The organism is Bifidobacterium sp. ESL0775, assembly GCF_029395475.1.
Taxonomy (GTDB): domain Bacteria; phylum Actinomycetota; class Actinomycetes; order Actinomycetales; family Bifidobacteriaceae; genus Bifidobacterium.
This window is the reverse complement of the sequence record NZ_CP113917.1, coordinates 479,928-503,864: the sequence shown is the minus strand read 5'-3', so window position 1 is coordinate 503,864 and position 23,937 is coordinate 479,928. Positions and strand designations below refer to the sequence as shown.

Here is a 23,937-nt window from a genome sequence, read left to right as displayed (position 1 = left end):
TTCCTTTCATTACCAACATCTTGATAACCGTGGCTTGCGAATCACAGCGTCTGTTCGGTCCGTTCGATGATGTCGTCCTGGGTTGCCTTGGACAGCACGACGAAGAAGGCGCTATAGCCGGCGACGCGAACGATCAGGTCACGATGCTTTTCCGGATGGACCTGCGCATCCAGCAAGGTCTCGCGGGAGACGACGTTGTATTGCACGTGGTAACCGTGCAGCTTGTCGAAGAACGCCCGGGTCAGCAAAGCGAGCTTCTGACGGTTCTCGACCTTCGAAAGCACCTGCGGAGTCATCTTCTGGTTGAGCAGCACGCCGCCGGTGATGTCATCCGTAGGCAGCTTGGAGACCGACTTGAACACTGCGGTCGGTCCGTGCTGATCCGCGGAATGCGAGGGGCTGCAACCCTCGGCGAGGGGCTCGCCCGCAGCGCGGCCATCGGGTGTGGCCAAGGTGCCCGCGCCCTGCGGCACATTCGCCGAGATCGAGCTGGTGCCGGCGTAATAGGTTCCACCGATCGGGCCACGACCGTACCTGGTGTTGTGGTACTTCTTCATCTCATCGATGTAGATGTCGTAGGCCTGACGAACAAGCGAATCCACGTAATCGTCATCGTTGCCATACTTTGGAGCGGCCTTCATCAGTTCGCGGATATGCTGGTTCTTCTCACCCTGCCAATTGGCCTGCATGGCGTCCCAAAGCTCTTCGGGGGTGACCTTCTTCTCTTCGAAGACCACCTTCTTCATGGCAGCCAGCGAATCAGCGAGGTTGGCGATGCCCACCTGCAAATCGGAGATGAAGTCGTAGACGGCCCCGCCTTCCTTCATGTTCAAACCACGCTCGATGCAATCGTCGGTCAGGCAGGAGCAGAGGATGTCAGCCGTGTCTTGCTCAAGCACCATATCGCAAGTCGCGTCGATGATGACGCATTGCCTGCACATCTCGCGGATGACCTTGTCCCAGCAATTCATGACCTGGTCGAAACTCGTGAAGTCCTTGAAATGGCCAGTGCCTTCGACAAGCTTCTTGCCGCTTTGCGGGTCGACGCCGTTGTTCATGGCGATCAGCAACGCCTTCGGGAAGTTGAGGAAGCTCATGCCGGTGCAGCGATAGCCCCATTTGCCGGGCACCGCCGTCTCCACACAGCCGATGGCCGAGTAATTGTAGGCGTCCTCGCGGGCCACGCCCTTCTCGATGAAGCTGGGGATGATGGCCTCGTCGTCGTTGAACGCCGGCATGCCGAAACCGCAGCGCACCACTTCGATGCACTCGTTCATGAAATCGTCGGGAAGGTTCTCGTGATACCGGACAGTGAGGTTCGGCTGTGTCAAATGGCACTGGGCCACGGACTTCAGGATGAGCCAGCTCATGGGGTTGGTGGCGTCCCGCGGCTCCCCGTTCACCAGTTTCTGCCCGCCGACCGTCACGTTCTGATAGAGCGGCGAACCCGCGGAGAACTGGGTGTGGCTCCACGGGCGGACCTTGTTGATGGTGAAGGTCTTGAGCCACAGATTGCACATCAGCTCATCGGCCTCGTCCGCCGTGATCCGGCCGGTTTTCAGATCGTTTTCATAGTATGGCCAGAGATATTGGTCCATGCGGCCGTAGGAAAGCGAATGGCCGTTGGACTCGAGCTGCAAGGTGAGATGGACCAGCCACACCGACTGCACCGCCTCACGCAAGGTGCGCGCCGGCTCGTACGGAACGTGGTCGAGGGCTTCGGCCATTCCGCGAAGTTCGGCGGCACGGCGCTCGTCTCCTTTTTGCGCACACTCATCCGCCTGTTGGCGGGCCAATGTCGCATATCGACCGGCGAATTCCTTGACCGCGTCGACGACGATGAGAATCGCCCGATAGAAATAGCTTTTGTGGATGTTGCGGTAATCCGTCAGATCCAGCGCATCAAGCTTCTCCTGGGCGCGACGGGCGTAATCCTTCAATCCGAGCTTCAGCAACCCTGCGTAGTTCACCGCGCAATGGGCGTCGCCGGAAGTGATGTTGCCTTCGGACTTGATGATGCCGAGATCATAGAACAGTTTGGAATGGGGAGGGAACGCCGCAAGCCCGCGGTCCTGGAGCGTGTTGTGCTTCCAGAACGGGTAGATGGAGCGCAGTTTCTCCTTGTTCTCCTCGGTGATAGTGAAGACATCGCCGTCGCGCTTCTCGAACTGGTCGAGCTCGTCGATGACCCAATCCATCGCGTATTCGGGGAAGATCGGCGCCGAACGGTTCTTCGAAGCCTGATTTCCGGCGATGACCGTCTCAGGCTCGATGAAAATCGGCATCTGCTCGAGGATTTCCTTGAGCATGATCGCACGCTTGATGGCCAGGGGCTGGTCCTGCTGCTCTTGGTAGACCTTGGTGGTGATCATCGCGCGATCGACGTCGATCTGCGGAACCGTATCCAACAGCTGATCACGGAAAGAGTTCATCCTGTCAGTGAGCTTTCCAAAATGTGAATCACTCATCGTACTTTCCTTTCATAAATGTAAGCTACATCACTTACTCAGCTTCAGAATAACGAAAGGAAGTATATTTGTCAATTTCGTAACTGATTTATCTTTTGTTCGTAAATAAATTACTTTCGATTCTACTTCTTTAAGAGACGGGCTTTGTTCATGTCCATAAAACGATTGCTCTTAAAAAGACAACGATGAACGACTTGCTGCAAATACCTTGGAGCGATTAAAAAATCATCGTTCAACACTTTTGACATCAACGCCTGTCCAATACCCATTTTGGGTACGATTGAAAAATCGACAGGGAATCAGCGGCTTCGCGCCAACATCGAAATCAAAATTTTCCTACAGCGAAATATCAGACCGTGACAATATCGACGCCATGCCGATCCAACATTTTCCTGGCCGGATCGGAAAGACCGTCGTCGGTGAAAGTGGCCACGTCCTTGTCGCCGAATTCAAGCGGGACGGTGCCGCGTCGCGAGAACTTGCTGCTTTCGGTGACGACGACCACGCGGCCCGCGTGTTGCGCCATATCGCGGACGGTTTCAGCGCGCAGGGAATCCCGGTTGGCGAATCCCGTCTCCTCGCTGTACCCATCGGTACCAGCGAAAAGAATGTCGACATACATCCCTTTCAGGCAACGTTCGACCATTGGCCCGACCATGACCTGTGCCGTCTGTTGGTAGATGCCACCCAAAAGAATAATCTGGCATTGGGATTTGCCCCGCACGTATCCGGCGACGAACGCGCTGTTGGTGATGATGGTGAGGTCGTTTTTCGTGGAGACCAGCTCGGCGGCCAACAAAGCGCAAGTGCTGCCGTTTTCGATCATGACGGTATCCCCGTCATGGACGCACTCGGCCGCGCGCTTGGCGATTTTCAGCTTTTCCTCGTAATGGTATGCCAGACGGCTTTCCATGTTGTCGGCGCTTTTCAACACCGCGAAACCATGCTCGCGATCGATGATGCCGCGCTTTTCTAGCTCGCTCAAATCCTTGCGCATGGTCACCTCGGATACCCCGAGATCGTCGGCAAGCGCAGTGACCTCTATGCGTTTATGTTCGGTAAGCAGCTCAAGAATGCGGTTCGTCCTCGTTCCCATGTCTAAACGCCTTCCATCATCAGGTTCACGCTTGTGCCTATATTTCCAGCCTAACACCGGAGCCCCGCAACGACAAGCAAAACGATTTCAAACGGAAGCAAATCCTCTTACCAAACCACCATCCTCGTCGGCCATCGATGGTTGAGACGCTGAGCATACACCGCTAGAAGACATCGAAGAAACGCATGCTCACAAAAAGGCCTCCACACCCTCATCGAGGTACACCTGTCTGAAATCCTCGATATCCTCCGGATGCGTATTGGGAACGCCTTTGAAGGCATAGTCTTGACGCCCCAACAATTCGTATTTCGATTCGCCGAAATTGTGGAACGGCAGAAGCTGAACTCTCTTCACACCCATTTCCTTGAGTTTACGGGCCATGCCCTTGGCGTCATCGAGCGAGTCGTTGAATCCAGGGATGACGGGCGTACGAATGAGAAGATCCTTGCCAGTCGAGACGGCGTATGCCATGTTCTTAAGAATCAGCTCGTTGCCGACACCCGTGCCTTTCTTATGAAGATTCGTATCATATTGTTTCATATCCATGAAGATATGGTCGAGGTGGTTCACCGCGGCCCTGAAAACCTTCTCCGGTACGTGACCGGTCGTCTCGATGCTGGTATCGATGCCATGGTCCTTGAGTTTGTCGAGCAATTCGATGCAGAAATGGCCCCAAACCAACGGTTCCCCGCCGGAAAGCGTGACCCCTCCACCGCCTTCCTCATAAAACGGCTCGTCCTGAAGGCATTCGGCGAGCACGTCGTCACTCGTGCGGTTTTGTCCGATTATGGACAAGCCCGGGCAATCCCTCAATGCCGCGTCGACCTGCGCTTGCCCGATTTGCAAACGCGTCACGTCCGGCCCTCGTCGCGAGCCGGTTTTGATGAAACCTACTTTTTGGGCGAGATTATCACAAGCGGCGCAACCCTTGCAAGACCGCTCGTCCCACTCGATTTCAGGGGTCTTCCTTTGGCTTTCAGGATTGGAACACCAGCCACAGCGTAATGGGCATCCTTTCAGGAAGACGACGGTCCGTATGCCGGGGCCGTCGTTAAGACTGAACTTCTGCACATTGAAAACGATCGCGGATTCCAACTTTGCCTCTTTCGAACGATGGTCAGAGCATAATTTTCATTATTGAAAATTACGTTCAAAATAAATATAACTTACGTTCGAAGATAAAGCAAGATTTGAAAGAGTATATTCGACATAGCATAAAAACGGCGCCTCTTTGATGAAACGGACATGGGTTATTCCGCTCACCAAAGAGGCGCGCCTGAGCCGCTGCTTAGCGATAATCACGAACCCGGAACACGAATCCGCATAAAATACAGATCCCGGATTCGGCCTTACAAAAGGCTATCGAACCGGGCTCAAATACTCGCCATGGTCTTGCCGGGGCCGACGAGGCCCTCGAAATCGGCCACGAAATCGTCCACAGCCGCGTCGATCGCCGCGTTCTTCGTCAACGAATCAATGATCGAGGAAGCGACCGTCGCCGCGCCAACGCCATGGACAGCCAGCTCAAGCACCTGCTCCGAGTTCTTGAAGCTTGCGGCCAGGACCTCGCAACGCAGATTGTTGGCTCTGAAAATGTCATGGATCTTGCACGCGACGGCGACCCCGTCATACCCCATATTGTCGATGCGGTTGACGTACGGCGCCGCATACACCGCGCCGGCCTTCGCCGCGATGAACGCCTGCAACGGCGTGTAAATCGCGGTCGCGGTGACGTTGATGCCCTCGGAAGCCAATTGCTTCATCGCCTTGAACCCCTCAGGAACGCTGGGAATCTTGGGGAACGTGTTGTCACCCAGCTCCTCGACGATCCGGTGCGCGTCGGCCACCATGCCCTTGGCGTCCCTGGCCACCACCTGGGCGTGCAGCTCGCGGTCCGGCCCGATAATCGAACGGATCTCGTGCAACACCTCGAAGGGAGGCCGACCGGCCTTCGCCAGAATCGAAGGATTGGTGGTCACACCATCAATCGGATAATACTCGACCAACCGTTTGATGGCCTGGGTGTCTGCATCATCAATGATGAGTTTCATCGTTGTTTTCCTTTCTTTGAAAACATCAAGGCGATATGAATCGCGGTCACAGCGTCCGCCACCCTGTTCGACGATGCCGGTCCCGGTCGCACTGGACGATACATCGAAGAACGCATAATAACCGTCCGCAGGGGCATCGAGCCACGATGCTTCCCGAACAAATCTGCATTCCGGCAAAATCTCACATGAGCCAACGCTATAGCTCATATGATAGCCTTCAACCCCGTCAACAGACGCGCTTCAATGCAACCGCCCCGCTGTCGACTCCCGACACGCAGGCATGAAAAAACCTCCGACGCCGCAAGACGTACGGAGGCTTGGAAATTAACTATTCGCTACTCGCGATTCACGCGGCCACGCGCTGAACCTTGCCGGCCTTGAGGCACTTGGCGCACACGCGAACGCGAACGTTCTGTCCGTCGATAGTGGTGCGAACCGGCTGGAGGTTCGGGCTGAAGGTGCGCTTATTGCGGATATGTGAATGCGAAACGCTGTAACCGGTCTGCGGTCCCTTGCCGCACACTGCGCAACGAGCTGCCATAATGGACTCCCTATACTTTTGACTTGCAAGTCTTGATGCCGTCATCCTGCGTTTTGGCGCACAACAGCGACACACAACTTATCAAGTATACAACCGGTGCCGACCAAGAGCAAGACAGCCGACTACGAGGCTTCTTCGACAAGGCCGGATGATCAACGCCCCACCATCCGAACGAGCCTCTAGACACCCGTCAGCGGCAGGACCACCGTCGGCGAACCGGCCGTGCAATCGGACAGGTGGACGGGTTCGCCATCGGCGGCCACGCGGAACAAGCTCAGGTTGTCGCTGACCTCGTTGGCGGCCACCAGCATGTTGCCGATCGCCACGATATGGCGCGGACGCCGGCCTGAGCTGGAAACGCCGCGGCCCTTCCAGCCCGGTTCGGCCTCAGGGGCCAGACGGCTCAGCTTGTTGCCATCCCAATACAACATCACGATGCGTTCGGAGCCGCGCAGGCCGACGTACACGAAACCACGCGAGAACAGCGACACCTTGGAATCCTGGTCATCGGCATTTTCGGTAGGACGCAAGGCATCGGGTACGAACGCCAGGGAAGCGGCCTGATCGGGACGCTCGCCTTCGTCACCGCCGAGGCTGACGGTCTGAGCCACCCAGAATTCCTCCGCCTGCCCTTTATCGCCGTCCTTATTTATGGCATCATTATTTATGGCATCATTCGTATTGCCATGCGGGACGTCAGCGTCGCCGACGGTTCGAATACTTCCAGCATTCCCAGCGTCTTCAACGTCTTCGTCATCCGTCCCGACAGGCTCAAGCACCGTCACGGTGCAGCCCCATTCGTCGACGACGGCGACGCGCCAATCGTCGGCAGGCCCGAACTCCCCGGACGGCCCGGGCAGCACATGCATGTCGCGCGGCCCGGTGCCAGGTGCCAGCGAAACGAAACCGGTGCGGACCAGACGCGCGCCCTCCCAATGATGCACGTAAATCCGGTCGGCGCCGAGGTCGGTGGAAAGCACCCGCCCATCGGCCAACGGCAGGATCCAGTGCGCATGCGGCCCTTCCTGCGCCGGCAACGGTCCGTGATGCTCCTGGTCGCCGTGCAGCACCTGCGCCACCGGCCCCAACACATCGCCTGGGCCGATCGGCAAGACGCAAACCGTGCCATCAGCGTAATCCGCGGTGATCAGATGACGGCCAAGCTGCGGGTCCACGGCGATCGCGGCGTGCGTCGGCCCCGAAGAGGCAGGAAGCTTGACGCGCGAAATCTCGGTCAGCCTCACCCCATTGCCGTCGCTTTGGACGTCCGTATCGTTGCCAGTCCGCCTATTCCACGACTTATCGGCATCTTCATCGCCATCATTGTTGCCATTATTTGCCACATCCGCCACATTTTTCGCACCGGTATCCGCACCCGTCCCATCAGGCTCAATGCGCAACGAAACGACCTCGTCCGAATCCTCAAGCACCGCGAAAACGGTGTGCCCCTCGCGCAGCATCCATGTCGGCGACGGCACGTCCGCCGCGAGTCCCGCAGGACGTATCATCGGCGAATGCGACAATAAATGGTCATGTTGCCTATCGTCAACATCGACAGCAACGTTCGACCCCGAAGAATCGCCGATGTAGTCAATCCTTTTTCTACCCTCGGCGGCGTCATAATTAGGCAACGTCAGTATATAACGTTCAACGCCTCTGCTACGCTGGTGATGTAACGAGCCAAACCCACCAACGAGTAGCCGAAAACCCTGCATATCCATACTGTTAATTTATCTTCCTTACGTGTCCATATCAAATTAAAATCAACGTTTGAAAAATATGTGATTTTCATCACGTTTAGGTTTATAATATGAGTATGTATTGCGTAAAGAGAGCCGCAGGTGCCACAGATTTGACCGGTTTAGTATGCACACCTGTGTCTATACTGTTAAATCTTTGTGTTTTCTCTACGCGATATTCGGGTTTTTGCGCCTCTAAGCGACCACTATCCTTTAGAATCAGTACAGAAATTCTTTACAAGGAATTTTCTTCAAATATCAGGAGGCATCAAAATGTCTAGACCCCGACAAGACTCAAATCAATTGCCGGCGACGACACGCATGGAAAATGCGTTCTGGAAGTTGCTCGAGGAGCGCGATTATCCCAAGATCACCGTCACCGACATCGTGAACATCGCTGGCGTCAACCGTAACTCTTTCTACTACCATTACTGCAAGCTCAACAACCTGGCCGAATCCGCAATCCAACACACTGTCGAAAACATCAACAGGGCCCTGCCCGAATTCACCATCGACCCGTCGAAGGCTTGGAACGGTATCGTCATGCAGCTCATCGGAGTTCCAGCGAACCGTATCTATCTCGACCGCCTGTCGCTGACTGTCAGCGAACACAGCTCGCCGTTCCTCATCTTCACCGTCCATGACGCCATCCGCGACGGATTCATCGCCTGGCAGCATCTCGACCGCAACATGACCATCACTCAGGACGTCCTCTTGGAGTTCTCCGTCGGCGGCCTGCTGGCGATCTCGGGCATGTGGCCCAAGCTCTCCAAGGAGACCACGGTCGAGCAGTGGAGCAATCTGGACGCCGCCGTGGTGGCCCGCACGCTCTACATGTCCGTTTCCGGCGACAGCATGCCCGGCTTCTGGGTGCAGATGTTCCGCAGCGCGCTCGAGAAGGGCGACAGCTCGTTGCTCAGAAGCATCGCCCAAGCCGAAAGCACCGACCAGGACTTCAAGCGTGAGGTCGACGCATTGCTCGAGGACCTGCACAACATGCAGCACCAGCATCTCGATGGCTTCAACGGCAGTCCACAGCTTGTGGGAGACATGAGCCATTCGGCTGCCTGATTCCATTCGCCGGTCCGAGGGGCGGAGCTAACGGGGGTAAGCTAAAGCCTTATGGAAATACTGTTGGACTGGCTTAAAGCGCACGACAGTCGCATCATCTTCTTTGTTGTCGTGTTGGCCGTCGCTTTTGTGGGGGCAAAAGCGGTTTCTCGCGGCCTTAAAAAACTTCTTCACCATTCCGGTATTCCGAACGCGTCTATTTTCATCAACCTCTCGCTGGTCGCGATCTGGACCATAGCGGTGGCCATGGTGCTCCAACCGGTTTTCGGCATCAATCCGACCACCATCGTCACCGCTCTCGGCGTCGGAGGCGTCGCCATCTCGCTGGGTCTCAAGGACACCATCGCCAACGTCATCTCCGGCTTCGGGCTGATGATCGGCCATGTCATCCATCCCGGCGACCAGGTCAGCATCCAAGGCGTCACCGGCACCGTCGAGGACATCACCTGGAGGCAGACCGTGGTGCGCGAGCGCAACGGCAACCAGCTCATCATCCCCAATTCCGTGCTCAACACCTCGGCGCTCGAACGGCTCACCCGCGAGGGCGAGGCCTGCGTCAAGGTCGCCTTCACCGTGAAATCCGGCACCGACCTGAAAACCGCTGCGAAACAGATCGTCGCGGTGCTCAAAAGCGCCACGGCCGACATCACCGACCGCAGGAACCCGCCGCAAATCAACTTCACCGGTTTCTCCGCCGACGGCGTTCAGGGCGAGGCGCTGCTCTTCGCCACCCCCGGCATCGACCAGGCGCGCGTCCGCGATTGCGCGGTGCGGACGCTGGCCAAGGAAGACTTCATCGTCTGAACGTTACCGCACAAAAAGCACCTTTTTAGGCTCTTTTCGGTGCTTTTTGTGCGGTTTTCCTTTCCCTGCGACGAAAAGCATGCCAACGCAGCGTTTCGTCATACATTGAACAGCGCCAAGACCATTACCAACGCACATACCACCACAAATGTGATGGCCCCGGGATTGCCCAGCACCGTCCTCGCCCGCACGCCCCGCGGCAGTTCCTCGGGAGCGGTGAAGAAGACGAGCTTCTTGCGGTTGACGATGGCCAGGATGACGCCGACGATCAATATCACCACGATGAAAAGATCGTAGGCCAGCAGCGGGATAAGCTCGGCGCCGTGGCCGGAGGCGAACACGCTCCTGTAGGCCGCGCTGGAGCCGGAAGTGACCGCCTTCATCGTGGATTTGCTCATCGGCAGGTAGACCGCCTGAGGCAGAAAGCCGCCGAAGAAATTGAACGTCATGTGCATGGCGATGGTGTAACGCAGCTTGCCGGTGCGCACGTAGACGTAGGCCAGCAGCAAGCCGAAACCGAAGGCATAGAAGAACTGGAACAGGTTGCCATGGAACAGCCCGAAGGCGAAGGCGGAGACCAGGATCGCGGTTTTCTCGCCGTATTGCTGGATGCGGTCGATCAACAGGCGGCGGAAGAGCCATTCCTCGAAGATCGGGCCGATGATGACGGTGAAAAGCACCAGGCTCAGCGGGTCGAGGCCCTGCATCAGATTGTCGATGCTGCTTTGCGCATGGCCGGCGGAAAACAGCGCGGAGAGGAAGGAGCCGATCCAGCTGCCGATATAGGAGATCGGGAACGATATCGCCATCAGCGTCAGGAACATGCCCACGCCCATATCGCTTGTCTTGCGTTTGACTTTCGGCACCGTGCGGAATATCAGCAACGAGAGCGGAATCGCGACCAGATACAGCGGGCCGTTGCCCACCAGCAATTCGGCCCACGTCGGCAGCTTCTTCGGGTCGACCACCATCGACACCACCTGGCCGACAGCGAAGGCGAGCACGTTCCACACCAGAATGACCATGGTCAGGGTGAAGCCGATGGTCGAGAAATGCTTGCGCACGTTGCCGAGCCAGCGGGAGAACGCGGCCTGGCGAGCCGGGTCCGGCTGGTACCAGAAGCCGTTCGACACCGGTCGTGCGTAAGCATAGCGTTGCGGCATCGGTTGCATGTATTGCGGCTGGGCATACTGCGACGGCTGGGGATACAGCGGCAGCTGGAATTGCGGTTGCGGATACTGCGGTTGCTGGTACCGATACAGCTGGGGCTGGGGTTGTGCGTATAGCGGCTGCTGGTACTGGTACGGCTGGGGCTGCGGATATTGCGATTGAGAGTACTGATACGACTGTTGGTACTGATACGGCTGAGCTTGCGACTGCGGATATCGGTAGGTCTGGTATTGAGGCTGGGTCATCGGCTGGTTCGGCTGACCTGAATACGGCTGATATTGATTGGCTTGGTACGGCTGATACTGAGGCTGGGCATACCGCGGCTGATACGGCTGCTGGTATTGGGAATATTGGGGTTGCTGCTCCGGCTGCCCCGGTTGGCCGGAATCAGGAGCTTGTTCTTTGGAGAAATCATCTTCGTTCATGTGCGCGCAAGTCCCTTCGGTTCATCCATACGTAATACATTCATTGAGAATGCGGAGGCATGTATTCCTTATTCCATCATCAAGGACCAACATCCCCCAATATCGAATCATCCAAACCTAGCGCAACACACCCTCGATGAGACGGGTGATCAGTTCCGTATAGCTCACCCCGCTGGCCTCCCAGGCCTTGGGATACATCGAAATCGGCGTGAACCCGGGCATGGTGTTGATCTCGTTGACCATCACCTCGCCGCGCCTGGTGACGAAGGTGTCGACGCGCGAAAGCCCCGCCCCGTCGACGGCCTTGAACGCCCGAACCGCCACGTCCTGCGCCCGCTTGAGCGTCTCGGCGGGCAGGCTCGCCGGCACTTCAACGTGCGAGGCGTCGGAATCGGTGTATTTGCTGTCGAAATCGTAGAACTGGTCGTCGCCCTCGGCGCGGTGGTCAAGCACGATCTCGCCGGGCAGCGCCGACTTCGGCTCGTCTTCCGCCTTCGGGGCCAGCACGGCACACTCGATCTCGCGTCCGTCGATGCCCTGCTCCACGAGCACCTTCCAGTCATGGTGCGACGCCTCGAACAGCGCCGCGGCCAGCTCGTCGGCGTCCCCGACGCGTTCCAGCTTGGTCACGCCGAAACTCGACCCGGACCGCGAAGGCTTGACGAACAGCGGGTAGCGCAGTTTCGCCGCCTTGATACGCTTCATCACCGCCTTGGCTCCCTCGACGAACGCCGGAGGAACGGACTTTGATTCATTGCCCGCGCCCACTGACGATGAAGTATTCGTATCTTCAGAGGATTCCGGAGCGACGGACTTCGATTGATCCTCTTGCATCGATGTCGAATCATCCGAATCCTTGAGGAATGTCGGAAGAACGGATTTCAACGCGTCACGTGCCGACGCCGACGCGGAAGATAAGGCGGAAGAGACGGAAGCTTCGTCGGCATCGCGCTCGGCTTGCGACGAGCCCACACCGCCCAATCCAGCAAAGTCCCGCGTATCGACCGTGACTCCAGGCGCCACGGGAATACCCGCCTGCGAAAGAATGACCTTGGTGAACGCCTTGTCCATGCACGCGGCCGAGGCGAACACGCCGCAGCCCACATACGGCACACCCATCATCTCCAGCAGGCCCTGCACCGTGCCGTCCTCGCCATACGGCCCGTGCAGCACGGGAAACACCGCGTCCACATAGCCCAGCGAGGTGAGCGTCCCATCCTTCTGCCGCGCATAGAAACCATTGTTGCCACGCGACATATCCAGCACCACGGGCTTGACCGCGTCGTCCGCGTCAGGCCCGGCGACGGTCGGCATCGCGCCATCCGCCACATCGAAATCGCGCGGATCGGTGCCGCCCATCACCCATTCGCCGGCCTTGGTGATGCCGACGGGAACCGGCTCGAACCGCTCGGTGTCCATCGCCTTGAGCACCCCCGCCGTGGAAATGCAGGAAATCGAATGCTCATCAGCCTTGCCACCATACAGAACCACCACGCGCCGCTTACGCATATTCCCTCGCTTTGCCTCGAAACCAAATCTGCAATCCAAGCGTACACGGTGCGAAAGCAACACTCCGATGGGCACACATCTCATTCACAAAGCCGATGCAGAGCACACGAACAGGAATGCTGTTTGTATCACTATTCCTCTGTGACGTCGCCCTTGACCAGCTCGTGGAGCATTTGCTCGCAGGTGAGGCCGCGCTTCAAAACGTCGTTCATCGCACTGGCCAGCGGGGTCTGGACGCCCAGCTCGGCGCCCATGCGTACCACGGCCTCGGTGGTCGGCACGCCTTCGGCCACGCCATTGCTCACCTTGGTGGCCTCCTCGACGCTCATGCCGCGGCCGAGGTTCGCGCCGAAGGTGTAGTTGCGGCTCAGCGGCGAGCCACAGGTGGCGATCAGGTCGCCCACGCCAGCGAGGCCTAGGAATGTCTTGGATTCGGCGTGCGCGGCCTTGCCCAGCGCCGCAAGCTCGGCCAAGCCACGCGTCTCGATCATCGCGGCGGTGTTCTCGCCGTAGCCCGCGCCGCGGGCCATGCCCACCGCGAGCGCCACCACGTTTTTGAGCGACCCGCACATCTCCACGCCGATGACATCGGTGGTGACGAACGCCTTGAAATACGGGGTCCGGCAGGCTTGCGCCACGGTTTTGGCGTTGTCGATGTCCTCGCAGGCCACCACGGTCGCGCTAGGCTCGCGGGCGGCGACCTCCTTGCTCAGGTTCGGCCCGGAAATCGCGACGAAACGCCCTGCAGGCAGGCCGTTCAACGCCTCGCGCACCACCTCGTCCATGCGCTTGCCGCTGACGCGCTCGATGCCCTTCATCAGCGAGACGACGATGGCGTCACCAGGAATCAGCGGCGCGAACGGCTCCAGTGCTTCACGGGCGTGCTGGGCCGCGATGGCGACGACGATGATCCGCGCATCCCTCACCGCCTCGGCCTTGTCGCCGGTCGCGGTCATATTTTCAGGAAGGCGTTTGACGCTGGGGAGCCGCACGCCGTTGAAGTGGTGGTCGCGAATACCCTCGACGATCTCGGGCTCGCGCGCCCACATCGTCACGTCGTTGCCCGCGTCCGCGAGCACCTGGCCGAACGCCGTGCCCCACGCGCCCGCTCCGAGTACCGTCACCTTCATAATCTGCTCCTTCGCATCGCAACCTCATCCATAGTAGTGGCAGAGCTATCCCTTCCTACGCGGCTTGCGGCTCATCGTCCGGAAATCCCAATAGCCCTCGGCCGGGGGCTGCTCGCCGCGGATCTCGGCCATGATCGTCTCCATCCGCTCGCGGATGCGTGTCGTCAATTCCGTCACCAGCTCCATCGGCGGCTCGACGCCCCACGAATCGCTGCCTTTGAGCAAATCGCCATAATCCAGCACGTCGTCGTAGCACATCACCACGTTCTTACGCGGCCAAGGCCACCAGTGGTTGATGCTCGCCGCGCCCCACGTAACGGCGCAATAAAGTGGTATCTGGTAACCGAGCCGACGCGAGGACTCGAGGGCGATGATGCCAACGCCGTCTTTAAGGCTCATCGGCCATTTGAGCGGGTCGCGCGAAAGCGTGCCTTCCGGCCAGACGGTCAGCGGACGGCCGGAAGTGAGGATGTCGATGGATTCCTTCTCGATCTCGACGGCCTTTCCGCTGCGGCGCGGCACAGGCTGCATGCCCACCAGCTGGAACCACTTGCCGATGATCGGCCAGTGCGCCATCTCGGCCTTGGCCATATAACGCGGCCGACGACCCATGTGGAAGAGCGCGTCCATCGGAATGAAAACGTCATACATCGTCACATGCGTGGCGGCTGTGATGAACGGGCCGGTTTCGGGAACGTGCTCGAGGCCCCATGCGTAGACCTTGCTGTGCGCACGGAGCACCATGGAAACGGCGTCAAGCAGACGTTTGGTCCCTTTCGGATTCTGCGCCTCGATCTCGGCGGTGTTCACTTTGCGCGGCCCGGTTGGGAGGTATTGCGTCGGATCGACCAAATGGTGACGCTTGCCCAGAAGCTCCACTTGCGCGTCGCTCAAGGGTTTCACGGCCGAACGCGGCGACGGTTTTCCTTTCGAAGTCATGGCTCTATTGTGCCTCGGGGCGGCGAAGTGTGGGCGCCGAACCCGTCATCACTCCTCGGGCGGGGCGGGAGGCGCACCGACCAGGCCGAGGCGAGTCAGGGGCGAGGCGGTCAACTGGCGCAAGGCGAGCGTGAGGCCGAACATCAGGCAAGTCACACCGATGATGGCGGCCATGGTCAGCGTGCATGCGCCGTTTTTCGCCCAGGCCGCGCTCATCGCGAGACCGGGGTAAATCTGCCAAAGCAGGTAGGCGGCGTAGATGCAGGAGACGACGCCGAACGTGATCATCACGCTGCCGACAATCTGTATGCTCGCCGACGAGACGCGGCTGCCGGGGCTGTCCATGCCGGATTTGCGGGTGAAGACGAGCGTGAGCATTACCAGGCCGCCGCCGATGAGCAACGACATTAGGACGTCGGACGGCCTGTGCCAATGGCCCACCACCAGCGAGGCCGCGACGAGGATGACATAAACGGATTCGACCAGCGCCACCACTGCGCGCCAGACGCGGGGCACGGCCACGAGCAGAGCCAGACCGCAGGCGACGGCCAGCAACGTATGGCCCGACGGGGCGGTGTTGCTGCGTGAAGACGTGATGTTCATCAGGAACGGGCGCGGCAGGAGGCGCTTGAGCCACGAAGCGCCGTAAGCCACCACACCGAAGACGGCCATCTGGCCGACCAGCCACCAGCGCTTGCGCACCGCGGCGACGACGAACGCGATGAGCGCCAGCGCCAGGCTGATGATTGGTATCACCAATCGGTTGCTCAGCATGCGGGAGATGGCGACAAGCCAGCCCGGCATACTGCCAGCGAAACCGTTCCAGACGATCTCATCGAAACTCTGGCCATTCAACGTGTGCACGCCGAACCAGTAGATTCCGGCGGCCGACGCGAGGCAGACCAGCGCGAGCACCAGGGCCAGCACGCAGCTGGACACCCTGGGGTGGATGGTCAGCGGGTCGATCTGGGCCAGGCCTTTCTCGACCTCGTCCGCTTCTCCAACCGAACCGGCGCCCGACTCCGTATCGAGATCAGCGACCGTGGCGATACCGGCGACAGCATCGACATTGGCGTCGGCATTGCTCACCGCACCGTCGGAAGGCATATCACCGAACCCAATGAAATCGACTCCGTCGGCGGAAGCACCATCTTCCGGGACTTTGGCCATAAAGGCCCCATCATCGCCGCCGAACGCCACAAAGCTCACGTCCTCAGGCCCGTTCGCTGTACTCTGCTCAGGCTGCCCAGACTCTTGCGCTGTCATTTGCCCAGAATCCTGCGATAGCGCCTGCGCGGAACCTTGCACTTGCTGAAAATCTTGCGCCGACCTCTGTTCCGGCCTTTGGACTTGCCTGGAATCTTGGGTCGTCACATGTCCAGAATCCCGTGACGGTGTTTGCGCAGAATCCTGGGTACGTTGGAAATCCTGCGAAGGGGTCTGCCCAGAGCTCTGCGTCGGAGTTTGACCAGACCCTTGCGCCGGCTTCTTCTCCGGTATCGCCGGTTGCACCTGCGGGGGTGCCGGCACCGCGACGCGCGGTTGCGCCGGGCGCTGTGGCTCGGGATTGGAAGAGCTATCGGTTGGTTTGGCCGCTTCGATGGAATCGTCAGTCATAAGGCCCAAGTCTAGATGGCGCAGACTACCAGCGTGCCCTCGCGCGCATCTCAGGTCGGAATTTCCACAAGTCTCCAGAAAGTTCGAAGTGGAGTTAACTGTCAGGATGCAGGCTTCGCAGAGTACATCATCGTCCGATTGACAAGGGGTTATCAACCAATATTCTGATCTATAACCCGGTTCTGTTCTACAACCCAACGGCAGCGTCTTCCGCAAGCCACCTGCAGCGCAACAAACCCGCCGAACGTAAAAGGAGACCCGCCGAAGCGGGTCTCCCACAAGCCCAAACTAAAAGCAGATTTCTTCACAACACCATCGTTGCAACGGTAAGCTTCATCATCGGCCCGTTCAACGTATTAGTCATCGAGACCTTGTCTTTTTGTGGATCTGCCTATTCAGTTGTTCTTGTAATTCATATTATGTACCATCCAGCCGGCGGATACAAACCGAAAACGACGTTTGTGCGCTATTGGTAGCTAACGTTTTCTTCCCGCCCGTAATGCACACGAAATGTCACAATTTGGTCTATTCGACAAACCGATTGTGCGTTTCTGTGTTTTCGCTATCCCTGCAGCGTAACCACGCAACAGCGCCGTTCGCAACAGGCTCACACGAACTCGATCTTGAGCTTACGGCCCAGCCCTTTGGCGATTTTCCAAAGCGTTCTTACCGACGGCACGGAGCGTCCACTTTCAATCCGGGAAATATTCGACGCCCTGAGCCCACAACGCTTTGCCAGCTCTTCCTGCGTCATCTCGGCCTTGATACGAGCGCCGATGAGAGCGGATTTCAGCTGGTACTCAGGCTCCAGCCGCTTATACTCCTTGGCAAACTCGGGATCACGCATTTGTTCTTCAAGGAACCGATCCAAATCATCCATGTTTCAATCCTTTCCTTCTCAACCAGTCATCTCTATACTTCTTGGCTTTCAATAACTCGGCCGGCGGTGTCTTGTTTTGCTTCTTCACAATCCCGTGCGTCATAATAATCTTTCGTCCCTCGATGAAAAAGTAAAACGAACGCACGGTATTGGTCGACTGCTTGCTCCTCAGCTCAAAAATCCCGTCATCCAGATATTTGGACTCAGGCTCTCTGAGTCGATTGCCATATTGACGCAACAAAGCAATGCTTCTGGATGCCTTTACCCTCACTTTTTTCGGTAATGAATTCAGAAACTCCGACATCGGCTCGGTACCATCAGGCAACGCATAAAATTCAACTTCAAAATCATCCATGACGTCACCTATTCAGTTATCAATTTTGATAGTATCATTTTTGATATGTTTTGCAAGTTCACTTCGTTCACCTCTCTTGTCTGTCGAATTACGTATCTGGTTTCCAGCAAAACACGGGCCAGCGCTGAAAAGCAAGCAAAAACGGGTACTGTGGTCGAACGCTAGGGGTTATCCACATTTGAGGCGTGTCGGGGCGGTGCGCGCAAACTTACGCACATTCGGGGCGAATCACGGTGTACGGAAAATTAGTTATCCACAATATCGTGAATATTGCGTTTCCTGGCTTCCATAGCTCGGCACCAATGCTTAGAGTAGGTGTATGGCACAGATTTTTGACGCACCCTCGAAGGCGCTGCTCCGCAGCCAAATCGCCGAGCACATCGCCGAAACCGAGAAAACCGACAAGCGCAAGGCGCTGCCGGAGGAGCTCCCGCTGCCCACGGACCGTTACTTCGACCGCGAGCTGAGCTGGCTCAAATTCAACAAGCGCGTACTCGAAATGGCGGAGGACCCTGAAGTCCCGCTCTTGGAACGCGCCAATTTCGCAGGCATCTTCGCCTCGAACCTCGACGAGTACTTCATGGTGCGCGTCGCCGGCCTCAAGCGGCGTATCGACACCGGCATCGCCGTGACGTCGGCTTCCGGGCTGAGCCCACGCCAGCAACTGCGCTCGATCAGCGAGACCGCGCATGAGTTGCAGGCCGAGCACGCCAACGAGGCCATCAAGCACATCCTTCCCGAGCTGGCGAAGGAGCACATCGTGCTGTTGAGCTGGGACAAGCTCACCAGCGCCGAGCAGGAACGCCTTTCGCGTTATTACCGCCAGCAGGTCTTCCCCGTGCTCACCCCGCTCGCCTTCGATCCCGCGCACCCGTTCCCCTATATCTCCGGCGGCTCGCTGAACCTGGCCGTGCTGGTGGAGAACCCGAACAGCGGCAAGACTCATTTCGCCCGCGTCAAGGTTCCGGACAACCTGAACCGCTTGGTTCCCGTCGACGATCTGACCGACGAGGAAAGCCGCGAGGAACGCTATGGCTTCATCACCATGGAGAACCTCATCATCGCGCATCTGGAATCCTTGTTCCCCGGCATGATCATCAAGGAGGCGCGCTCGTTCCGCGTCACCCGTAACGAGGACATCGACGTCGAGGAGGACGATGCCGAGAACCTCCTGAACGCCATGGAGAAGGAACTGTTGCGCCGTCGTTTCGGGCCGCCAATCCGTCTTGAGATCAGCGATGCCACCAGCCCGTTCCTCTCCCAGCTTTTGGCCCGCCGTCTGCGCGTCAGCGAGGATGAGATCTACCGCCTGCCCGCGCCTCTGGATATGAAGCTCATGTTCGAGTTGCAGGACATTGATCGGCCGGACCTCAAGAACAAGCCGTTCATCCCGACCACGAACCGCCAGATCGCCACGGTCGAATCGAGCCGCGCGCAGGACATCTTCGCCGCCATCCGCGAGCGCGACATCCTGCTGCACCACCCCTACGATTCGTTCTCCACTTCCGTGCAGGCCTTCCTCGCGCAGGCCGCGGCCGACCCGAAGGTGCTGGCCATCAAGCAGACGCTCTACCGCACCTCCAGCAATTCGCCGATCATCGACGCGCTGGTCGATGCCGCGCACGCCGGCAAGCAGGTCTTGGCATTGGTCGAGATCAAGGCACGCTTCGATGAGGACGCCAACATCGCATGGGCCCGCAAGCTCGAACGCGCCGGCGTCCATGTCGTCTACGGCATCGTGGGCCTGAAGACCCACTGCAAGCTTTCATTGGTCGTACGCCAGGAGGCGGAAGGGCTGCGCCGTTACTGCCACGTTGGCACCGGCAATTACAACCCCAAGACCGCCCGCCAGTACACCGATCTTGGCCTGCTGACCTGCGACCCGGTAGTCGGGCAGGACCTGACACGTCTCTTCAACCAGCTCTCCGGCTACGCGCCGCGTTCCAGCTTCCACCGGCTGCTGGTCGCCCCACGCACCGCACGCAGTGGCCTCATCAAGCGCATCAGGCGCGAGGAGGACGCGGCGCGCGCCGGCAATGAGTCCTGGATCAAAATCAAGGTCAACTCCATCGTCGACGAGAAGACCATCGACGCCCTCTACCGCGCCAGCCAGGCCGGCGTGAAAATCGACATCGTCGTGCGTGGCATCTGCGGCCTGAAGCCCGGGGTTCCGGGCCTGAGCGAGAACATCCGCGTGCATTCCATTCTCGGCCGTTTCCTCGAACACAGCCGCATCTACGCCTTCGCGAACTCCGCAGGGCCTCAGATCGGCGAAGGCCCCGCCGCCGGGCCGGAAGTCTGGATTGGCTCGGCCGACCTGATGCACCGCAACCTCGACCGTCGTGTGGAGGCGCTGGTGCGCATCACCGATCCCGAGGAAGTCGCTTCGCTGATCGATTATGTCGACCTGCAGATGGCCAACACCACCTCGTCATGGCACATGCAGCCGGATGGCACCTACATCCGCCATTCGCACGATAAGGACGGCAAGCCTCTGGTCGATTGCCAGGAACTGCTGATCAAGACCCACCAGCGCGGTCGCAAATAACAACCAGAAGTGGGCGTAGATGACCTCCGAGCTGAAACCAACACACGTCGTTGAGGCGGCGGGGGGCATCCCCTACCGCTGGATCACTGCGGGCAAGGCCACTGGCGTGGACGAACGAGCCGCGAAAGCGAGCAAATTCGCCGAGGCCCGTGCCTCGCACACCACCAGCAAACGCAAGCGGCACAAGCACAAGTTACCGCTGACGCAGGCCGAAATCCATTTCCGCGCCATCATCACGCAGCTGGAAGTCTGCTTGGTGCACCGGCCAAAATACGACGACTGGAGTTGGCCGAAAGGCAAGCTCGAGGAGCATGAATCCAGCCGCCACGCCGCGATACGCGAGATGGAAGAGGAAACCGGCGTGCCCGTGGCGCTTGGCCCCAGCATCGGAGAAGTCGAATACCCGCTCAACGCCGAAGGCAAGAATTCGAAGCACGCCAAGACCGGAACCAAAACCGGGGCGATCTACACCAAGCACGTCGTCTATTGGATGGCGCATCCGATTCCCCCGAACATCGCGGAGCATCGCCAACAGGCCATCGGCGCGATCGCACCCGCGAAAGCCAGCGAGATCGACGAGGTGAGATGGCTGACCATCCCCCAGGCCCGCAAACTGCTTTCACACCCGCTCGACCGCGATATCCTCGACCAGTTCGTCGACCGCATCCAGGAAGGCGCGCTCAAGGCGCAGAAGCTGATCATCGTCCGCCACAGCAAGGCCGTGGCACGCAAACGTTGGGAGGGCACCGACGCCAACCGCCCCATCATTCCCCGCGGTGCGGCCGCGAGTTTCGCGCTCGACCAAGAGCTCGGTTGCTATGCCCCGCAAAAACTCGCCTCGTCCCCGTGGCTACGTTGCATGGAGACGCTGGAACCGTACGCATGGCACACGGGACTTGAGATTGAGCAGCTGCCTGCGCTTACCGAAGACGCCTTCGCGGCTGATCCCGATGCGACGTGGCGATGCGTTTCGGACATCATCGATGATTTGTTCGCCGAGACCGACGGCACGTCCGCGGCGAAAAGCGCCGTGCAGGTCGGTACCAAAGCCGTGGTCAAGATCAGCGATAACGGTGATTCAGCCAACCAGACGGACGACAACACCACCGAAGGCAATCCCGCCGACGAACCGACAAGCGACGGCAAGACCGAAAGCTCCACCGAAATGAAAGCCGGTTCGGATAAGGACGTTCGGGATTCGACAGTACCCATGGGTTCGGCGGTATCAACGCATGACGCACAATCGCCCAGCCAAAAAGACGAAACCGGCAATACCGACGCCCCCGCCAACGATGACCAAATAAAAGCCGCCACGCCGGAAAGCGCACCAAAACAATACAGCCGCGCGACCACGATCTGCATGCACCGGCCCGTCATCGGCGGCATTTTCGAGCACCTGCGTGCGATGTGCGCCTCCAAATCGCTGTCCAAACAGCTCATCGCGAAGTCGCCTTACATGCCTACAGGCAATGCCGTAGCATTGTTCATCGTGAAAGACGCGGAAGGCCCGCGCATCATCGACATCCAAAGAATGGCTCCACTTGTCTACTAACTCAGTGCATTACAGTTCAGGTTCCGTCAATTCCGCCCATCCGGGCTTCGCTCCGGCACGCACCGGTTCCTCGCGCCCGGCACGCCCCGCCCAGCTCGACCCGGCGTTGACTGAGAAGATGGCCGGCGGCATGGATCCCGAGGAGATAAACGAGATGAGCCACGCTTCGGCGCAGGCGATGCTTGACCGCGTGCACCATACGCAAGACCCGCAAATCGTTGAGCGCGTCTTGACGCTGGTCGACCGAGAAGGCGTCGATATCATCGCGGAACTGTGGAGCCGTTCGGAACCCGATTCCCTGCCGGGCATCCTTTGGCGGCTTTACCTGTTGCGCACGTGGATGCGCAAAAACCAGCAATCGCTGGCGAGCCTCTATCGCATCGCCGAGCCCGAGGACACCGCCGCCTCAGCCATCGCCGGCGTCGACACCCCGCCCAACGCCGAGGACATCGTGCGCACTGCGGATTCCATTCTTTCCGGCGCTTTCACCGGCGATTTCGCCATCGCGCTCGAACGCGCCTCCGCTTTCATCGACGTCATCGCCAAAGGTCTCGCCATTCGCGCGAAAATACTGACTTCCAAGGCACGCAAAGTGGAAGCCACACAAGCCGCCCGCCGCGAAGCACACATGCGCGAGCTCCAACGCGAAGTCGAAGCCGCCGAAGCAGCGGAGGCCGCGCAGCGAGTCGCCGACGCGGCCGCCGATACCAATGATGAGAGCAATAGCAAAAATGGCAACGGCACTCCGCAAGTGACCGACGGCAATGACCGATTAGGAAACCAGGAAGCGGCCGAAAATCCTAATGGCGGCAACAACGCGGACGCCACTCATAACGCCAATAACCACACCAATTACGGCGAAAGCGACCGCAACGACCCAGCCTCCAACCGATACAACTCGGCCCTGAGCGACGCGGATGAACGCTACCGCGAGGGCAAAGGCCCGGCGAGCTCGGCCGGCCCGTCGTCGAACGACCCCCGCACCGTCGCCGCACGCCTGCTCCACACCGGCAGCAATCTGATGACCACTTCGGCGGATTTCCGCCATGGAGCCAGTCTTTGGCGCCAAGGCAAACTCGAGTAGCGTTGCACAGACTCAAGTAATCCGCGGACTCTATCCAGCCCAAAATCCGCACTTTACGCGCTCGGCGTGTAAACGCAGGATGACCCGTTATACTTGGAGACGCGCTGGACCGTGCTTAAGCCCCGGGCTTCATTTTTTGCCGCTGCGAGCGGCGTTCGCGCCGACAGGCGCTTTCACGGTTCAGCGTTTCACTTTGCTTTCATAAAAATCGTGAATCACTTAACGTATCCCGATTTTCGATTTTCAAAAAACCACGGCTGGGCATATCCTAGAAGTATGCAACTTCAAGTTTTGGATCACCCGCTGGTCGAACACAAGCTCACCGTTCTGCGGGATAAGAACACACCCTCCAACATCTTCCGTCAGCTCGTCAGCGAGCTCGTCACCCTCGAAGCCTACGAGGCGACGCGCAACCTCGATGTGGTCGACAAGGAGATCGAGACCCCGATCTGCAAGATGACCGGCAAGCATCTCGCCTCCCCGCGCCCGATGGTGGTGCCGATCCTGCGCGCCGGCCTCGGCATGCTCGACGGCATGACCAAGCTCCTGCCGACCGCCGAAGTCGGTTTCCTCGGCATGCGCCGCGACGAGGACACCCTCGACATCATCACGTATGCGAACCGCCTGCCTGAGGATTTGACTGGTCGCCAGGTCTTCCTGCTCGACCCGATGCTCGCCACCGGCGGCACCACCATCGCGGCGACCCACTACCTCATCGAGCGCGGCGCGAAGGACATCACCTCCATCAACATCATCGCCGCCCCTGAAGGCCTGAAGCGCGTCGAAGAGACCCTCGACCCCAGCATCAACCTGAAGGTCGTGGTCTGCGGCGTCGATGACCACCTCAATGAGCACGGCTATATCGTTCCCGGTCTTGGCGACGCCGGCGATCGCCTCTATGGTTTGATCGACTAGTTAACTCCTTACAAATAAATCATCAAAAGGTGCTCCTGATTAC

General features: G+C 58.9%; 18 protein-coding genes and 1 pseudogene. 6 read left to right on the top strand and 13 right to left on the bottom strand.

Annotated features, from left to right (window positions below; genetic code table 11):
- Positions 1-41 precede the first annotated feature (41 nt).
- The 6 genes from OZX73_RS01630 to OZX73_RS01605 all read right to left on the bottom strand — a co-directional run bounded on the left by OZX73_RS01630 (position 42) and on the right by OZX73_RS01605 (position 7,664).
- A complete protein-coding gene (locus OZX73_RS01630) occupies positions 42-2,468 on the bottom strand; it encodes a glycyl radical protein (RefSeq protein ID WP_277150029.1) in 2,427 nt (808 codons plus the stop codon).
- 349 nt (positions 2,469-2,817) lie between these two features.
- Positions 2,818-3,564, bottom strand: coding sequence for a DeoR/GlpR family DNA-binding transcription regulator (locus OZX73_RS01625; RefSeq protein ID WP_277150026.1), 747 nt, complete (start codon positions 3,562-3,564; stop codon positions 2,818-2,820).
- 189 nt (positions 3,565-3,753) lie between these two features.
- On the bottom strand, positions 3,754-4,635 hold the full coding sequence (locus tag OZX73_RS01620; protein WP_277150878.1) for a glycyl-radical enzyme activating protein: 882 nt from the start codon (positions 4,633-4,635) through the stop codon (positions 3,754-3,756).
- A 302-nt stretch (positions 4,636-4,937) separates the two neighbouring features.
- A complete protein-coding gene (locus OZX73_RS01615) occupies positions 4,938-5,615 on the bottom strand; it encodes a transaldolase family protein (protein WP_277150024.1) in 678 nt (225 codons plus the stop codon).
- A gap of 346 nt (positions 5,616-5,961) precedes the next feature.
- A complete protein-coding gene (gene rpmB, locus OZX73_RS01610) occupies positions 5,962-6,156 on the bottom strand; it encodes a 50S ribosomal protein L28 (RefSeq protein WP_277150022.1) in 195 nt (64 codons plus the stop codon).
- Positions 6,157-6,335: 179 nt separating this feature from the next.
- Positions 6,336-7,664, bottom strand: a complete 1,329-nt coding sequence (locus tag OZX73_RS01605) for a beta-propeller fold lactonase family protein (protein ID WP_277150020.1) — start codon at positions 7,662-7,664, stop codon at positions 6,336-6,338.
- A gap of 504 nt (positions 7,665-8,168) precedes the next feature.
- On the opposite strand from OZX73_RS01605, the gene OZX73_RS01600 reads away from it, so the two are divergent.
- Both OZX73_RS01600 and OZX73_RS01595 read left to right on the top strand, forming a co-directional pair.
- On the top strand, positions 8,169-8,966 hold the full coding sequence (locus OZX73_RS01600) for a TetR/AcrR family transcriptional regulator (RefSeq protein ID WP_277150018.1): 798 nt from the start codon (positions 8,169-8,171) through the stop codon (positions 8,964-8,966).
- A gap of 51 nt (positions 8,967-9,017) precedes the next feature.
- Positions 9,018-9,770, top strand: coding sequence for a mechanosensitive ion channel domain-containing protein (locus tag OZX73_RS01595; RefSeq protein WP_348519459.1), 753 nt, complete (start codon positions 9,018-9,020; stop codon positions 9,768-9,770).
- A gap of 98 nt (positions 9,771-9,868) precedes the next feature.
- Here OZX73_RS01595 and OZX73_RS01590 read toward each other — a convergent pair whose 3' ends face one another.
- The 7 genes from OZX73_RS01590 to OZX73_RS01560 all read right to left on the bottom strand — a co-directional run bounded on the left by OZX73_RS01590 (position 9,869) and on the right by OZX73_RS01560 (position 17,795).
- Entirely contained in the window at positions 9,869-11,365 is a 1,497-nt protein-coding gene (locus OZX73_RS01590; protein WP_277150013.1) for a CPBP family glutamic-type intramembrane protease, read from the bottom strand.
- 117 nt (positions 11,366-11,482) lie between these two features.
- A complete protein-coding gene (locus OZX73_RS01585; RefSeq protein ID WP_277150011.1) occupies positions 11,483-12,874 on the bottom strand; it encodes a D-alanine--D-alanine ligase family protein in 1,392 nt (463 codons plus the stop codon).
- Between the two features lie 131 nt (positions 12,875-13,005).
- A complete protein-coding gene (locus OZX73_RS01580) occupies positions 13,006-14,004 on the bottom strand; it encodes an NAD(P)H-dependent glycerol-3-phosphate dehydrogenase (protein ID WP_277150009.1) in 999 nt (332 codons plus the stop codon).
- A gap of 45 nt (positions 14,005-14,049) precedes the next feature.
- Positions 14,050-14,943, bottom strand: a complete 894-nt coding sequence (locus OZX73_RS01575; RefSeq protein ID WP_277150007.1) for a lysophospholipid acyltransferase family protein — start codon at positions 14,941-14,943, stop codon at positions 14,050-14,052.
- A 48-nt stretch (positions 14,944-14,991) separates the two neighbouring features.
- Positions 14,992-16,560, bottom strand: coding sequence for a phosphatase PAP2 family protein (locus OZX73_RS01570; protein ID WP_277150005.1), 1,569 nt, complete (start codon positions 16,558-16,560; stop codon positions 14,992-14,994).
- A gap of 607 nt (positions 16,561-17,167) precedes the next feature.
- Positions 17,168-17,440, bottom strand: a complete 273-nt coding sequence (locus OZX73_RS01565; protein WP_277150003.1) for a helix-turn-helix transcriptional regulator — start codon at positions 17,438-17,440, stop codon at positions 17,168-17,170.
- Positions 17,433-17,795: a type II toxin-antitoxin system RelE/ParE family toxin gene (locus OZX73_RS01560; RefSeq protein ID WP_277150001.1), complete on the bottom strand. Its 363-nt coding sequence runs from the start codon at positions 17,793-17,795 to the stop codon at positions 17,433-17,435. The genes OZX73_RS01565 and OZX73_RS01560 overlap by 8 nt, the downstream gene beginning before the upstream one ends.
- A 319-nt stretch (positions 17,796-18,114) precedes the next feature.
- Here OZX73_RS01560 and OZX73_RS01555 point away from each other — a divergent pair, with 319 nt between their 5' ends.
- The 4 genes and pseudogenes from OZX73_RS01555 to upp all read left to right on the top strand — a co-directional run bounded on the left by OZX73_RS01555 (position 18,115) and on the right by upp (position 23,894).
- Complete coding sequence (locus OZX73_RS01555) at positions 18,115-20,343, top strand: RNA degradosome polyphosphate kinase (protein ID WP_277149999.1); 2,229 nt, start codon at positions 18,115-18,117, stop codon at positions 20,341-20,343.
- Positions 20,344-20,362: 19 nt separating this feature from the next.
- A complete protein-coding gene (locus OZX73_RS01550) occupies positions 20,363-21,895 on the top strand; it encodes an NUDIX domain-containing protein (RefSeq protein ID WP_277149997.1) in 1,533 nt (510 codons plus the stop codon).
- Between the two features lie 4 nt (positions 21,896-21,899).
- Positions 21,900-22,478 (top strand): annotated as a pseudogene (locus OZX73_RS01545) (hypothetical protein); the annotation flags it as partial.
- A gap of 777 nt (positions 22,479-23,255) precedes the next feature.
- Positions 23,256-23,894, top strand: a complete 639-nt coding sequence (gene upp, locus OZX73_RS01540; protein WP_277149995.1) for a uracil phosphoribosyltransferase — start codon at positions 23,256-23,258, stop codon at positions 23,892-23,894.
- The last annotated feature ends 43 nt before the right edge of the window (positions 23,895-23,937 follow it).